The sequence below is a fragment of the Sphingobacterium sp. BIGb0116 genome, assembly GCF_024808035.1.
GTDB classification, from domain to species: Bacteria; Bacteroidota; Bacteroidia; order Sphingobacteriales; family Sphingobacteriaceae; genus Sphingobacterium; species Sphingobacterium paramultivorum.
Genome location: NZ_JANUDT010000003.1, coordinates 445,086 through 459,555, shown reverse-complemented (window position 1 = coordinate 459,555; position 14,470 = coordinate 445,086). Strand labels below are relative to the sequence as shown.

The 14,470-nt window shown below is 38.5% G+C and carries 10 protein-coding genes; 3 read left to right on the top strand and 7 right to left on the bottom strand.

The annotated features are described in order from the left end of the window. The first annotated feature begins 131 nt into the window (after nt 1–131). Nucleotides 132–2,900, top strand: coding sequence for a lantibiotic dehydratase (locus M2419_RS10895; protein WP_259254995.1), 2,769 nt, complete (start codon nt 132–134; stop codon nt 2,898–2,900). On the opposite strand, the gene M2419_RS10890 is transcribed toward M2419_RS10895, so the two are convergent. Both M2419_RS10890 and M2419_RS10885 read right to left on the bottom strand, forming a co-directional pair. After that, a complete protein-coding gene (locus M2419_RS10890; RefSeq protein ID WP_259254993.1) occupies nt 2,863–3,588 on the bottom strand; it encodes a LytTR family DNA-binding domain-containing protein in 726 nt (241 codons plus the stop codon). The two genes, M2419_RS10895 and M2419_RS10890, sit on opposite strands and share 38 nt — an antisense overlap. Continuing rightward, nucleotides 3,582–4,622: a sensor histidine kinase gene (locus tag M2419_RS10885; RefSeq protein WP_259254992.1), complete on the bottom strand. Its 1,041-nt coding sequence runs from the start codon at nt 4,620–4,622 to the stop codon at nt 3,582–3,584. Before M2419_RS10885 ends, M2419_RS10890 begins: the two co-directional genes overlap by 7 nt. A 108-nt stretch (nt 4,623–4,730) precedes the next feature. On the opposite strand from M2419_RS10885, the gene M2419_RS10880 reads away from it, so the two are divergent. Both M2419_RS10880 and M2419_RS10875 read left to right on the top strand, forming a co-directional pair. Next, nucleotides 4,731–4,886, top strand: a complete 156-nt coding sequence (locus tag M2419_RS10880; protein ID WP_259254990.1) for a hypothetical protein — start codon at nt 4,731–4,733, stop codon at nt 4,884–4,886. A 736-nt stretch (nt 4,887–5,622) separates the two neighbouring features. Next, nucleotides 5,623–5,934: a DUF6520 family protein gene (locus M2419_RS10875; RefSeq protein ID WP_259254989.1), complete on the top strand. Its 312-nt coding sequence runs from the start codon at nt 5,623–5,625 to the stop codon at nt 5,932–5,934. A 42-nt stretch (nt 5,935–5,976) separates the two neighbouring features. Here M2419_RS10875 and M2419_RS10870 read toward each other — a convergent pair whose 3' ends face one another. The 5 genes from M2419_RS10870 to M2419_RS10850 form a co-directional block, all read right to left on the bottom strand. Next, nucleotides 5,977–7,434, bottom strand: coding sequence for a thioredoxin-like domain-containing protein (locus M2419_RS10870; RefSeq protein ID WP_259254988.1), 1,458 nt, complete (start codon nt 7,432–7,434; stop codon nt 5,977–5,979). 1 nt (nt 7,435) lies between these two features. Continuing rightward, nucleotides 7,436–8,821: a RagB/SusD family nutrient uptake outer membrane protein gene (locus M2419_RS10865; protein WP_259254987.1), complete on the bottom strand. Its 1,386-nt coding sequence runs from the start codon at nt 8,819–8,821 to the stop codon at nt 7,436–7,438. A gap of 4 nt (nt 8,822–8,825) precedes the next feature. Next, nucleotides 8,826–12,377: a SusC/RagA family TonB-linked outer membrane protein gene (locus M2419_RS10860; protein WP_259254986.1), complete on the bottom strand. Its 3,552-nt coding sequence runs from the start codon at nt 12,375–12,377 to the stop codon at nt 8,826–8,828. A 180-nt stretch (nt 12,378–12,557) separates the two neighbouring features. Beyond that, nucleotides 12,558–13,715, bottom strand: coding sequence for a FecR family protein (locus tag M2419_RS10855; RefSeq protein ID WP_259254985.1), 1,158 nt, complete (start codon nt 13,713–13,715; stop codon nt 12,558–12,560). A 100-nt stretch (nt 13,716–13,815) separates the two neighbouring features. After that, nucleotides 13,816–14,391, bottom strand: coding sequence for an RNA polymerase sigma factor (locus M2419_RS10850; protein ID WP_259254984.1), 576 nt, complete (start codon nt 14,389–14,391; stop codon nt 13,816–13,818). Between the last annotated feature and the right edge of the window lie 79 nt (nt 14,392–14,470).

The following is a 14,470-nucleotide window of genomic DNA, read 5'->3' as shown; positions in this document are numbered from 1 at the left end:
GGAAGCATTCTTGCTTCCGCTTTTGTATTTTTTGACTGGTCTAAAAGGTACTTTTACCTGGTTAAATCCGGAGTTCATAGGAATAGCGATCAAGAAATGCTTGTAATTTATAGTTTAGGCTAAAAACCACTATGAAGCCTTTTTCTAAAGCAATTCTCCGGGTACCACAATTTCCAATGGAAGCCACTCTTGAAGATTCTTGGGACGCACTATTTCAATCCATAAAACATTCTTCACCTGAATTTTACCATTTGATACAGGGCCTATCTTATTCTGAATTTCCGCAACAGCCGGAACACATTAAAAGAACAATGTTAAAATACTTCAACCGGGCAAAATATAGGTGTACGCCCTACGGTTCTTTTGCTGCTGTAGGAATAGTTGATATTGTTCATTCTGGTGGATCAGATAATATGCTGGAGAAGGAAAGGGTTTTGCATGAATTAATAAACTGGCCTGAAATTGCCTCACTCTCTAATGAAGCTGAAATAGAAAGACTTCAACTATTTGCCAATAGCACATATTATACTGCTGACAGATTTATTCGCTACGTAAAAAGGGTAGGAGAAGCCTTTGAACTGTCTGAAATAGGTTATGATCCCATAATAAATAAAATTTTGCAGGCGCTTCAATATCCAAGGTTTTATAAGGAATTGATCAAAATAATCCCGGAAGCGGAATCATACATACGACCGTTAATTGATTGTGGTTTGATCATTACCGAAAAAGAACCCAATATGATCGGGACCGACTATTTCTCTAGAATCGGTTATAAACCCGCTCAAAAAATTAAATACCAGATCAGTGAAGTAGTAGATCCTGATCTGCAGGTTCCGGCAAGCTATTTCCGGAATATTCCAGACCTTATTAATATTTTAAAATCCTCCCTGATCGGTAGCTCCATTAATCCCAATATGGTTTCTTTTATTGAAAGATATAACAGGCGATTCGACAGACAAACCATTCCTTTAATGGTCGCAATTGATCCAGATATTGGAGTGGGTTATGGGAATTTTTATAATAATTCTGTCAGTAATATTATTCAAGAACTTCAATTGGAAGAAGAAGCAAAACTTGAAAATCCTGTGGAACAATATTTGAGATCCGCTTTAGAGAAGGTAGGAATTGATGAAACGATCAGATTAGATGATCTAAAGGGGCTTCCGGTAGACCCGCAAGGACCGACCCTGGCAAACAGCGTAGCACTTTTTTGTACCTTAAATGAAGGGAAATTGTATTTTGATCGTATTGGTGGCCACTCATTTACTCAGTTGGCAGGAAGATTTACCCTGACCTGCGATGGAATTCGCGATCTTTGTCAGCGAGTCACGCAAATCGAAGAGGAATCCAATCCTGATGTCCTCTTTTTTGATATTAGCTACAACGCGGAGCTTAATGTTGATAATGTAAACCGGCGTGCTAAACTTTACAACCAGGAACTTAATATTCTTAATTTTCCGGGAAGAGACAAACCAATTACCATAGATGATCTGTTTATCACTATATCAGGCTCAGAAGTGATTCTACGCTCTAAAAGATTAGGTAAAAGACTAATTCCAAGGATGGCATCAGCTTATAATTATCGACGAGCAAAATTACCTGTATTCAGATTCCTTTATGATTTATCCTTTCATGGTCTCATCGGTGACCTTTCCTTTAATTTTCCGGCTTTGGTTACCGGAAGGAAGTATTACCCCCAGGTCGAATTTCGGAACATTATCCTGAGCCTTCCAAAATTGAAGATATCGAAATCAGAAATAATAATTAAGGATAGCCGTAACCCGACTGAGATTTTAAAAGATCATGTAACGCAATATGGAATAGGACCAATAGTAAAAATCCCCAGGAATGAAGAAAGCATAGTATTCGATTTAAATTGTTCCATTCAGGGAGCAATGCTAGTGCAAGAGATCGTTAAAGCAGGAAGTGTTTTTTTGGAAAACGTAAAAATTACCCAAAATCCGCTAATCAGGGATAAGGATAATAATGCATTTAATAATCAGTTTTCCATACCGTTAGTTCATACAAATGAGTTATATAAAGAAAGTAGTCCTATTGACTTAGCATATGGAGGAAAGAGACTTTTTCTTCCGTTTAAAGATTGGCTTTACCTGGAGATTTATTGTTCACCGGCCCAGAGCGATAACATCATACTTGGTATACAGCAAGTATTAAATAAAGAAATAAGCTCAATAAAAAAATGGTTCTTTATCAGGTATAATGAAAATGGAAACCATATTCGCTTCAGAGTGCAGGTTCCTGATGAATATCGATTATCATTTTTAGACCTCTTGTATAACTCACTTGAACCAAAGATTAACAGTGGTGTAATCAGCAATATTTCTATAAATGCCTATAACCGGGAGATGGAAAGATATGGTATTGCAGGAATTGAGGTAGTCGAACAACATTTCCATTTGGATAGCAATTTGGTAATCCAAATGATCCAGGCAGGGCGGGATGACCTTTTAAAATACTGCCATTGCATCCGATTATTTAACCATATTAAATGTTGTAGTCCGATAGGTCAGGAGCGATGGTCCCAGTGGATGAGCCACGTTCGACATATGTTTGAAAAGGAACATGGTTTAAAGACAGATCAATTCCGTAAGATCCGACAGTATTTTCAGGAGCATAAAGAACTAATACTAGAATCCCTTGACCTTATTGATCAGAATGAGATTGATTTTAGTTTATCGCTAAGTGATATTTTAAATCGGTGTCCGGATAGGAGACAGGCCCCTATGTTGACAGACCTGATGCACATGCATATTAACCGGTTATTTTCAGATTTTCAACGAAGCCACGAGCTGGTTGTTTTCAGCTTACTGGACTTGGTCGAGAAAAATCTGAAGTATAACACTAAAAACTATAGCCATCAGAAGTCAATGCTTCAATAAAAGTATCGCGGAATTTGTCGGTAATCGAGAAAATGAGTTTCTTTTCATCCAGGTATACGTCGCTTGCATCATACCGGACGATTTTGCTTTTATTTACGATTACTGATCTGTTTACCTGGATAAAATCAGGTGGGCATAGTACCAAACTAAGCTGTTTCAGGCTTAATGAACAAAGAAAAGGAAGCTGCTCCTCGAAAAATATAGAACAGAAACTTCCAGAGGATTGGATATACGTTATGTCTTCGGTTATAATTTTTGTTCTGACCTCTCGTCCGCCTCCAGGTAAGTAAATATATTTTGCTGTTATTGTCGAGCCGATTTTTTTCAGTTTATGTATTTCTTTTGCCTTTTCAATTGCAGCAAAGAAACGGTCATAGCTTAAAGGCTTATATAAATAACCCGATGCGCCTTTTACAAATGCCTCCTGAGCAAAGTGGTGGTGTCCACTGACCAAAATTACAATATAATGCTTCGCCAATAAATCTAATATTGTCAGGCCAGAAATGTCCTGAAGCTCGATATCTAGAAATACCAAATCTATACCAGAGGCCGGGTTCTGTAATATCTGTAGTGCCTCCTGGCCGCTTTCTGTATAGTCTTTGTATTCAAGTCCTGCAGTTTGGTCAATATACTTATGTAACTGCCTGACCACAGATGGCGTATCATCGATAATGTAGCATCTTAACATAATTCAATAGCTAAGGTTAACCGGTATTCCATTTCGTTCTCTTCAATACTTAAAAAGTGCTTGTCTGGATAGTTTAGTTCCAGTCGCTGCTTTAAATTTTTGATTCCGATGTGATGTCCGCTGGTTTTGTTTGATAATTTCTTCAAATTATATGTTTCCATATGCAGCACAGTCTCATGTACTCTAATAGTGATACTGGAAGGATTTTGCTCATTTTGGTTGTCGCCATACTTCAATAGATTGACTACCGGGTCAAGCAGTAATTTGGGAGCAATAGGCAAATGCTCATACCCTTTTATATTTACCATTATGTTACTAAAAGGTTCCTTTTCCCGATATAAGGCTTCTAATTTGAGATACTTTCTTATATAATCTACCTCTGACTGTACAGAGATCTTTCCCTGCTCATCTGTCGCAGCAAGTGAATCAGAGGTCAGCTCAGACAGAAGTATCATGGCTTTTGCATCATCTGGAGAATATATTTCAATACGCTCAGCAAAGTATCCCAGTACATTGTTTATTAAATGGGGATTAGTTTGGAGGTTTAATATGTTGTTTTCTAGCTGGAGAGCATATATTTTTTGATCACTTACCTGTTTGTCTGCTCTGATCTTCGCTCTTGCATAGGCTACCGCATAAGCAAGAGCGCAAACCAAAACTCCCCTCATGGAACTTTTTTGTACGGTATCAAAGCCCAGGAAAAATGTTGCTTTGCCGTTCAGCAGGAAAGTAAAGCCAGCAGAATAAAGGATTAGTAAGATTCCATAAATGGGAATAGCGAGTACAACAACAAGCTGCTGTAATAAAAGCTTTTCTTTCAACCAGCTGATTATAGGAGGTAAAATCCCCATAGAAATTAAATAGAAATAGGCAATATCATAAACATAGTAAACGATATAAAGTTCCAGGCCGTCCGTACTGAGCTTTGTTAGCTTGGGAGACATTTCTATTAATAAAAGCAATATTATTGGAATGATATGCGGAGAAAACCGTATCAAAATACTCTTTAAACGACTTGTATTTTTTGTTAACATAGGGCTAAAGTGGCAATTCATGCATGCTAAAAAGGGGATTCATCAATTTATCAGGAATTCGGTGTTTTGGTGTACTAATTTTATGTCAGAAACCTTAAAAAACACATTATGAAAACAACAAAGAATCAAATTGTATTGGTCAGCAGAACGGTATTTTCGTTCGATGGAGTTAAAGCAACAGACGGGGCAAAGAGTACAGAAACGTCGCATCCAACTACCGGTTCTACTACGAACAGTACCTATATCTTTAACTGTCCTAAGTAGCATTGATCTGACATTGGAAGCAGTAAGAAAAAATGCTGCTTCCAATCTTAAAAAAGAATAAACAGGAGTTGGAAGCCGCCAGGAAATATACGCAGCTACCTGTGTTTTGATATAATATGATTTTGCCGCCCTCGGGCAATTGAGCTGTAGATCATCATAAACAAAATTTGAAGGTTTATAATTAGTAAATGGATTTTTAAATTGATCTGAATCCCTATCTACCAACGAGTAAATCAAAGTTAATGAAATGCTAAAAAGTGTACCGTGCATTAACTAATAAATAACAATAATGAGAAATAACATACATTGTATATTTAACCTAAGTAATTTGTGTTATAGCCATGGATATCAAAAAGCATTATACAAACGCTGAACAAGAAGATAGGACTTTAAATATCCAACTTTTAGTTACGATGATTTGCATTTTGGGCCTTTTAATTATAGCAGCTGTATTGCTGAAACCGGACAAACCTATGAGCTGTGAAGAGTTTAAAAAAATGGAAACTATCGACCCCCGAATTCCGAATTGGACGAGCAATCCCATGTTCATTAGTCCTTGTGATAGCATAAGTATTAAGTTAAATAAGCAATAAAAACAGTGTAAATAGTTATGAAAACAGGTGAAGCCGAAATCCTGTAGAAAAAGTAGGCAATATTTCCTTACCCAAAAACCAGTTGCCTCGTGACTGGCCAATGAATGTAAATTTTTATCCTTACCCCCTCAAAAATTTAAGTTATGAAAAAAGTATTCTTAAGCGCCAGTGCACTGATCCTGGCTACAGCATTCTCTTTTGCAGGTACTCCTGAAACAAAAGCTGAAACAAAAGCAAAACCTGAAGTGAAAACTGAAACCACCCTGGTGTATCATTATACAGGGAAAGACGCTTCAGGCAAAATTCAGTTTGCGGCAGGCGAACCGCCAGTTAACTGTAATAATGCAGGTTCTGTTCCTTGTCGTTGGGAATCCCCAAGCCCAATGACCTCTCCTCAGACAGAAGCATATATCAACAGTAATGCTGATGTTACACACACAAGAAGCAATAATTAATTGCATTGCTTAAAATAGGTGGAGCATTTGCTCCACCTATTTTTATTGTAGATATTTTTTTAAAGTTTCTCTTAATAGCTCTTTTGTAGTACTTATAGAATTGGTATCATATTCAACAATGTTTCCATCAGGATCAACTAAAATAATAAAAGGATATTTCCATTGCCCTATATCTTCAGCAAATTGGTGTTTATTGCCCAATAATCCGGTGTTTAAGTTAATGGCATCGGTGTTTGTATACCGGTTAATAGGGATTGATTTTAGCCATTTATTAAAATCCCTGTCTGCCGAGATGGAGACTGCCGCAAATTTAGAATGATCCTTAAATTCTTCCTCTATTTTGGAGAGTGTGTTTTGATAATACACCGCACAAGCGCCGCAACCGGTATACCAGAAATCAATTAATAAATATTTTCCTTTATATTGATTCAGGTCAATTAAGTTTCGAGAAGTGTCCATAAAGGTATATCCGTAAACATTACGCCTTTTTTGTACCAATAATTTGTTTAAAATGGCGTTGTAAGGAAATGTCTTCACTGATTTTTTAATTTCAACTAGTTCTGTTTGATTTTTGGTAAGGCCATATTGTTTTAGTAATGATAACAGACCGGATTCTTTTTGGACTCCCGGAAAATAGTGCACTATTTCACGAAGGGATGTTTTTAAATCGGGAGGATTGTTCTTTAGTAATGCAGTTGAATAAAATAATTCCCCAAATGCCCTTTGGAATCGCCCTGACGCAGCTATTGCGCTGTCGGACACGGGGAATTTTTTGATATTAGTCAATACTTTATGAATGGTATCAATGTGTTGATTTCTTTTTTCCGGGCTTTCTTTAGCATAACCCAAACGGAAGGATATATAATTATCAATTATAGGATCATATCGAACCATGAGAATATCTGTTTTGAGTACATCGTATAAAAATGGGTTGATCTTATCCTTCGATTTATTCAAGACCGAATAAAGCTGATATTCCAATTGTTCGAGATATTTTAACGAGTCGGCAGAAACGCTGTTTTTTGTTTGGGCCTCCTGGTAAATAGTCTCCAATTCTTTCCTGAGGCTATATTGAAGTTTATATTTTTCTGCACCTGGTCCTGAAATAATGAGGTTTGTTGAATAGTCATTTACAATGAGATTATCTTTAATTTTAAAAGTAATATCGTCCCCAGCTTCCCAGTATAATTTATATACGATCATACGATGATCATTTCTTTTGTGTTTCTTGAACTTTTCGATTGAAAACTTACCAAAAGGAAATTCCTGCTCAAGATCAAATGAACAAATTCCACTGCTATCGACAATTGCTATTTGCTGCATGGTCAAAGCTTCTTGAGGGTTGAATAACAATGTTACAGAGTCTCCGGGCTGATTTAGTTCATAATCGATTTTTAATTTAATCCTGTATTTTTTAGCACTTATATTTTGAGCAAATCCCAAAATGATAAATAGGGATAAAAATAAAGTTGCTATAAGATATAATAATGTCTTTTTCATGTTATCGTTGGTTTTGTATTATTCCACTCATCCTTATTTCATTGTTGGGAATAGGCAGGACATATCTTGGGCTATTCGGTTCAATGCTATATTGTTCCCCTTTGTAGGTCCTGGTCAGTGTTTTGGCAAAATTCGGATCAAGGTTTAACCGTCTGAGATCTTCCCACCTGGTATTCCCGGTACGGGGAAGCTCTTTCCTACGCTCTTTTAAAATTGTGCGTAGCAGTGCCAGTTGATTATCTTCGGTAATGGACGGAGCTGTTCCTGTTTTATATCGAAGTGACAGTAACTTATTTAAATCCGTTCTTGCCTGACTCAATAAATTCAGGCGGGCGCTGGCCTCTGCTCTGATCAAATAAACCTCATTAGTGCCAATACCGGAAAAATCTGGTCTTGCTCCCGTGTATGAGCCTACAAAATTCAAACGGCTGCCGGATTTTCCGAAGAAATATGTTTTTCTAAGATCATTGTCTTCATAGAGATTATATAACTCCGGGCTTACCTGAATTCCCTGGCCGAGGAAACCAGTTTCAAAAATAGACAGGGATTTAAATGCATAGAAGATTATTTCCGGGTTTCCGACCCCATTAGCTTTAAACTTAAAAGACATAGAGTTGGATACCTGGCTGGGATCATTAAAATCAATTAATGCTGATTTCAGGGAGATTGCAGAGTCGGCATACAGTTTGGCGTTCTGATAGTCCTGCATATTGAGGTATACTCTTGCCAGCATAGCGAGGGCACTTACTTTTAAAGGTCTGGTATGATAGGATGCAGTACCCGGTAAAAGGTAGGAAGCCTGATTCAGATCTGAAATAATTAGGTTATATACCTCCTGCAGGTTTGATCGCTGGGAAAGGATATTTACATCCGGCAGGGTCCTTAAGGGTAAGCCTAATGCCGTATTGGCACTTTGGCTTTCATATTGAGGGCAAAATACCTGTGCTGCGCTGTAATAAGCATAAGCCCTGTAAAAATGAGCCTGGCCTTTGATGTTACTGGTTTCCTCATTTGATTGTCCGTTTTTTTGTAAACCATCTAATACAATATTGGCGCATTCAATGACAGTAAAGGGATAAGCCCATTGGATAGAGATTTCGTTAATCCAGGGTATGTTCTTTTCCCATAGGTAAAGACTCAGTTCATATTCCAGTAGCGTTCCGGCGTCAGCATCATTTATGAAGATATTATCAGTCCCCGAATTTCCGACGTAGGAATATAATCTGTTCAGGGTATTGGGATTATCAAGGATAGCCTGAAAATCAGCAGGATTTTGAGGTACAGATAGTCCCTTGTCTGATTTTACATCCAGCCAGTCTTTTTTGCAGGAAGCAAAGGCAAATATCACTGGCAGGCATATTAAGTATAATAAAATTCTCTTTTTCATAATGCTAAAAATTTGCGTTAATACCTATGGTGTAAGTATGAGGCACCGGGTAATTAATCACTGAAGGGTCCAGGCCGTTTTTATTTTTTCTCCAGATAATGCCGATGTTGTTTATATATAAAAATGCATTCCATTTGATTTTGGAAGTTGGCAGCAGGCTGTTTATATCATAGCCGAGGCGAAAATCTTGCAAGCGTATATGATCCCCTGGAGAGATAAGCGTTTCGGAAAGCCGATAAAAGGCCGTTCTTGAATAATCCTCTGGGTAAACCAGCGAGGGGATATTCGTGTTTTTTTCATCTCCTGGTTTTTGCCACCTGTTTATATAATCAGTATGCCGTTGATTGGTGAGTATGGAAGAAAAGTTTGGATCAATTGAGCTTCTCCTAAAACTGTACCCTAAAAAGTAGGTGATGTTAAAAGAAAGGTCAAAACCCTTATAGGTAAAATCATTCCTCAAAGAACCAAAGGATGTAGGGGTTCGATTGCCTTTATATACGATATCCTCTTCTTTTAGGTTAGCAATAATGGCTGCATAATCTTCACTCTTTTCACCGTTTAGCCATCCGACCGGATTTCCGTTTTCCGGATTCAATCCTTCCCACCTGAATGCAAATAATGCGTTAAGGGGTTTACCTACAATACCGCCGAAACTGGTAATGTCGGAATAAGGAGCATCATACCGCAGAATTTTATCTTTAACAAGGCTATACTGGAAAACTGTCTTCCATTGCAATTCCTTTCTCAACCAATTAGCTGTAATATTTGCATCGAGTCCATTAGTGCTGGTCTTTGCTGTGTTAGCGGTATATGTAGTAAATCCGGTTTGCGGAGCCAATGCGGTGGACTGGACCAGGTCAATACCGGTTTTATTGTAGTATTCAATGCTTCCGGTGACAAAGTTGTCTTTAGTCGCAAAGTCCAGTCCAAGATTAAGGTTCTTTACTCTTTCCCAGCTTAATTCAGGGTTTGGGGCCGTAAGACTGGTAATTGTAGGAGCGCCTGTTAGTAAAGCAGTACCGTATCGTCCGGTTAAGAGCGCAGTCCCGTAGCGATAGGTATTGCCGTTAAACCCATACGATGCTCTTAAATTTAGGTAACGAAGAAATTCTTGGTGATAAAATGATTCATTACTGATTTTCCATCCAGTGCCTATAGACCATAATGGGGTAAAACGGTTATTCACTTTTGCACCAAAAAGGTTTGCGCCATCGGTTCTCACGCTAGCCGTGAGGGTATAGCGGTCGTTATAATTGTATGAGCCATTTGCATAATAGGAAAGAAATCGGTTGATGACACCATATATTCGACCTGAAGGAGACGGCAATCTGGAAGATCCGGTCGGACTAGTGGGATAGAATGTCACATAATCTAATGCCATATTGGAGGTACCGAACTGATCATCATAGCCAAGGAGAGACTGACCGGAGCCATCTGTTTTTAGTTCCCTTGATTCAAATCCTGCTAAAGCCGTTATGGAGTGTTTGCCAAATGATTTATCATAATTTAGCTGGCTTCTAAAATTCCAGGAAGTCCAGGTATAATCATTTAAATTCAGGATATCTCCTTTAGGAAACTTACTGGATAGCATTTTTGTTGCCGGGTCATATACGGAGAAGGTGTTATGTAAATTTCGCACATAATAACTTTCCTGGGGTTGATGATTACGGCTGGATATTTTTTGCTGTTCTATTTGATAATTCACTGTCGCACTTAATTCAGGCAGAATTTTATAGGATGCACTAAGCTTGGCAAGAATACTATTTACTTTTGTTCTATTATCGGCTATTGCCAGTTCTTGCAAAGGTCGATATCTCCAATCTTTAAATCCTTGTTGCGCAACTTGTAGTAGGTAATTTTCCCGGAATCCGTAAAGGATATCAAGTGGATTTCCTTCTTTATCTGCCAACATTGAATAGGGGAAATAAGAGCCAGAATATTTCGCCCCACTAATACTATATTGATTAAAAGCGTTATTCAAATCGGTATGGGATTGTGCATAATTTAAGCCAGCGATAATCTCCAGGTTTTTAATGGGGCGGTAAGTATTTAGGGTATTTATTGTTAAACGATCAGATCCATTACGAACCATTTCATCTTTATTTTTATCATATCCAGCACTGAGGCGATAAGTGATATTAGATGTACCGCCATGCATAGCCAGCGAGTATTGTTGTTTTAGCGCTTTTTGATAGATGTACTTTTCCCAATCCTTTCGAACATCTGAATTCCTTAAGACATCCAGTCTTTTCTGGCCCTCTGCATCAGTGATGGTTCCTGTCTTCACGAGGTTCATTATTTCCACTGAAGGACTTACAACCGGATAATTAGAATTATCCATAAGGTCAGAATCAAAGTATCCTTGATTAAAGAGGTATTGTTCAATGTCAATAAAATTTCTGGAATCAATATAGTTTTGATTGTAGTACACATCCGGCCTTTGAGCAATAGTAACATTGGAAGAGAAATCTATTTTGGTCGCTTCATTTTGCTTACCACGTTTAGTGGTAATAACAATTACTCCATTACCTGAACGTGCCCCCCAAATCGATGCAGCAGAGGCATCCTTTAAGATGGTAATGTTTTCAATGTCATTTGGGTTGATGGAAGATAGTTCTCCTTCGAAGGGGAAATTATCGACAACGATTAAAGGATCTGTTGAGGAGAGTAAAGTACTTTTCCCTCTTATGGTGAGTCCTGATGATCTATTATTGGGATTTGTTTGAATTTCACCATTAAAATCACCGATATCATCTTTCGCTAATCCTGGAACAATACCGTTTAATCTATCTAAAATATTTGTCGATACAGAGCGGTTGAGCAGTTTGTTATCTACCTGAACAAAACTGCCTACCGCTCTTTCTTTAGGTATAGATTGATATCCGGTATTGATCACATCAGCTGTTTCCATTACGATGTTTGTAGCGGTCAGGCGAATCTCTCCAATGTTCCCATTGACTTCAATATATTGCGGCTCATAACCCAGCATTTTAATGCTCAGGTGATCGCCATCTTGTACGGCAATTTCAAAAGCACCTGATCCGCTGGTGCTGGTACCCTGGCCACCAGTGGAAGAGGTTATTGTAACACCTGCAAGAGGATTGCCAGCTTGATCAAGTACTCTGCCTGATTTCTTTGTGGGCTGTTCTTCTTTTTTACCTGGGGTATTATCAGGAGTCGGCTTTTGACGGATAATGATATTCTTTCCTTTGATCTCATAATCCAGGTTATCGGGTTGCCCTTTAAATATTTCCCGCATGGCCTGATCAATGCTTACCCCTTTGAGATTGACCGTTACCGGTCTGGTCTTCGTTAGGGTTGCAGAAGGAGCCATTATTACATAGTCTGTCTGAGCACGAAGTTTTTTAATCACCAGTTCCAGGGATTCGTTTTTGGCTGAAAGACTAATGTCTTGCGCCCTGGCAACATTACTGGCTGCAAAAAGAGATACACACAGGGTTAGGACTCTTAGGCTGTGCGCATAGGAGGGAAGCTTTTGTTTGCTTTCCTGCAAGTTGAAAAACCTGCCGCCCATTGAATGAAATAAACCATTCATAATTTTTTGGTTTTGGATACAGCTTAGACCTGTTGACAATAATGCCAACAATGAGTAAGTTTGTATCAGGGTTAAAAATGTAGAGTTGTCAGAATTTTTATTTTTTTACCCGATACCCGCCGGAGTTGTTAGCGCAACCCCGGCATTTTTATGGTACCCTGGCAAACATATGAAACGTCTTTATCGCTTTGTTACCGTAATCCTCCTTCCTTGTATTTTAAATGATAATTCTGCCAGATCAGAAATAGGTTCCAGAATTTCTGATAGTTTCCTGTTCTTCGGTATCTCCATCATAAACAGCTCACCAGATATACTGGCAGGATAGTCTATGTCCACATCATACCAGCGTTCCAGGTGTTTAAATATCTGACCTAATGTTAGATCGTTGAAGACAAATAGGTTCTTCGTCCAGCCGATATAATCCTTAGCATTTACGTTCTTTAAATTGAATTTACCGTTTGTAAATCTGGCTAGTTGATTGGGTGATAGTATTGCAGAACCCTTTGAAGTAGGAGCTTGCACGAGTACCTTTCCTTCCAATAGAGTTGTCTCTATAGGTTCATTATCATAAGCCTGTACATTAAAGTGGGTACCTAACACAGTTACCATCTGCGGACCGGATTTTACCATAAATGGCATGTTGGGGTTATGACTGACTTCAAAATAGCCTTCGCCCGTTAACTGTACCAGTCGTTCTGCTCCCTTGAACTGGGTTGGATACGAAAAGGTAGAACCTGAATTTAATTGTACCCTTGTACCGTCTGCAAGTTTTATGCTATAAACACCACCATTGGGAACCTGAATGGTGGCCTGTAACACTTCATCGGTTGCGGTTATGGTCTCTCCGTCTTCGTAGGCTATACTGTTACCCTCAATATTTACCCCGGATTTACTGCTCTTTAGTTCATAACGCTTCCCATTGGATAGGGTTAGGGTTGCTTTATTGCTTCCGGGCATAGCATCACCTCCGTATATACTGGTAAGCTGCGGTTCATCCGTTTTATTGTTCAACAAAACAAAAGTTATGGTCATGCTAATGACCAGCATGGCCGCAACAGCTGCTATCCATTTAAGTGGTATAGTTTTTCTTTTTTGTTCTTGTGGTGGAGGCATTGCCGCCTGAACGTTCGCCCAGGTATTGTTTACGAGCTGGATTACTTTATCATCCGTAATTTTAGAGGTATGTTCATTTTCTGATTGGAGGTAATTTTCGATTAACTTGTCTAACTCATGGCTATTACCCGTAGTCTCGAAATAATCATAGAGCTGCTGAATCTCCGCCTTACTGGCGGAACCGGCAACGTATTTGTCAAATAGCTGTTTGATATTTTGCTCCATGATCTTTTCGATTAGGTGTATATAGGAAATACACGTTGCTCAGAACAATTAGCTATAAGAAAATAGAAAAAGTTGAAAATAATTTATAAATAACTGAAAACTAGCTTAATAAAATTGCGGCCAATAGTAGGGACTGGGTAATGAATTGTGCTTTTAATTGCTTGTTTGCTTGCTGCATCAGCTGATTGATAGTATTGGTACTGATACCTAATAATTCGCTGATTTCTTTATAAGATCTGCCTTCAATTTTATGTAGGGTAAATACTTCCTTTTGTCTGGGAGTAAGTTTTTCCATTGCCGATTGTAAAGCCAGCTCTGCATCCTTCCTGTCAAGTTGTTGCTCAATTGGAGAGTAGGCTTCTTCGAATCCCTGATGCTGCTCATATAACTGTTGGGACAATGCTTTTCTAAAGCTGTTTTTACAAAAGTTTCCGGCTATGGTATACAGGAAAGCGCCAAATGATAGTTCGGGATCGAGCCGATCCCGATTTTCCCATACTTTAAGGAAGACATCCTGTAGGATGTCCTGGGCAAGTTCTTCGGACTTAAGTAGATGTAGTAGTCGATGGGTTAATTTCCCCGCATACTGGAAATATAATTGCTCAAAAGCAGCCTGATCACCTGACTTTACGCGATTAATGAGTTCTCTTTCTTGAAGTACGATAACAGGCTTCACCGGCAATTTGAGTAAATTACTAAATCAATGATGTGCTCGGCTTGTATGATCAGGGAAATTCGCAATTAAGGTTCCTGCA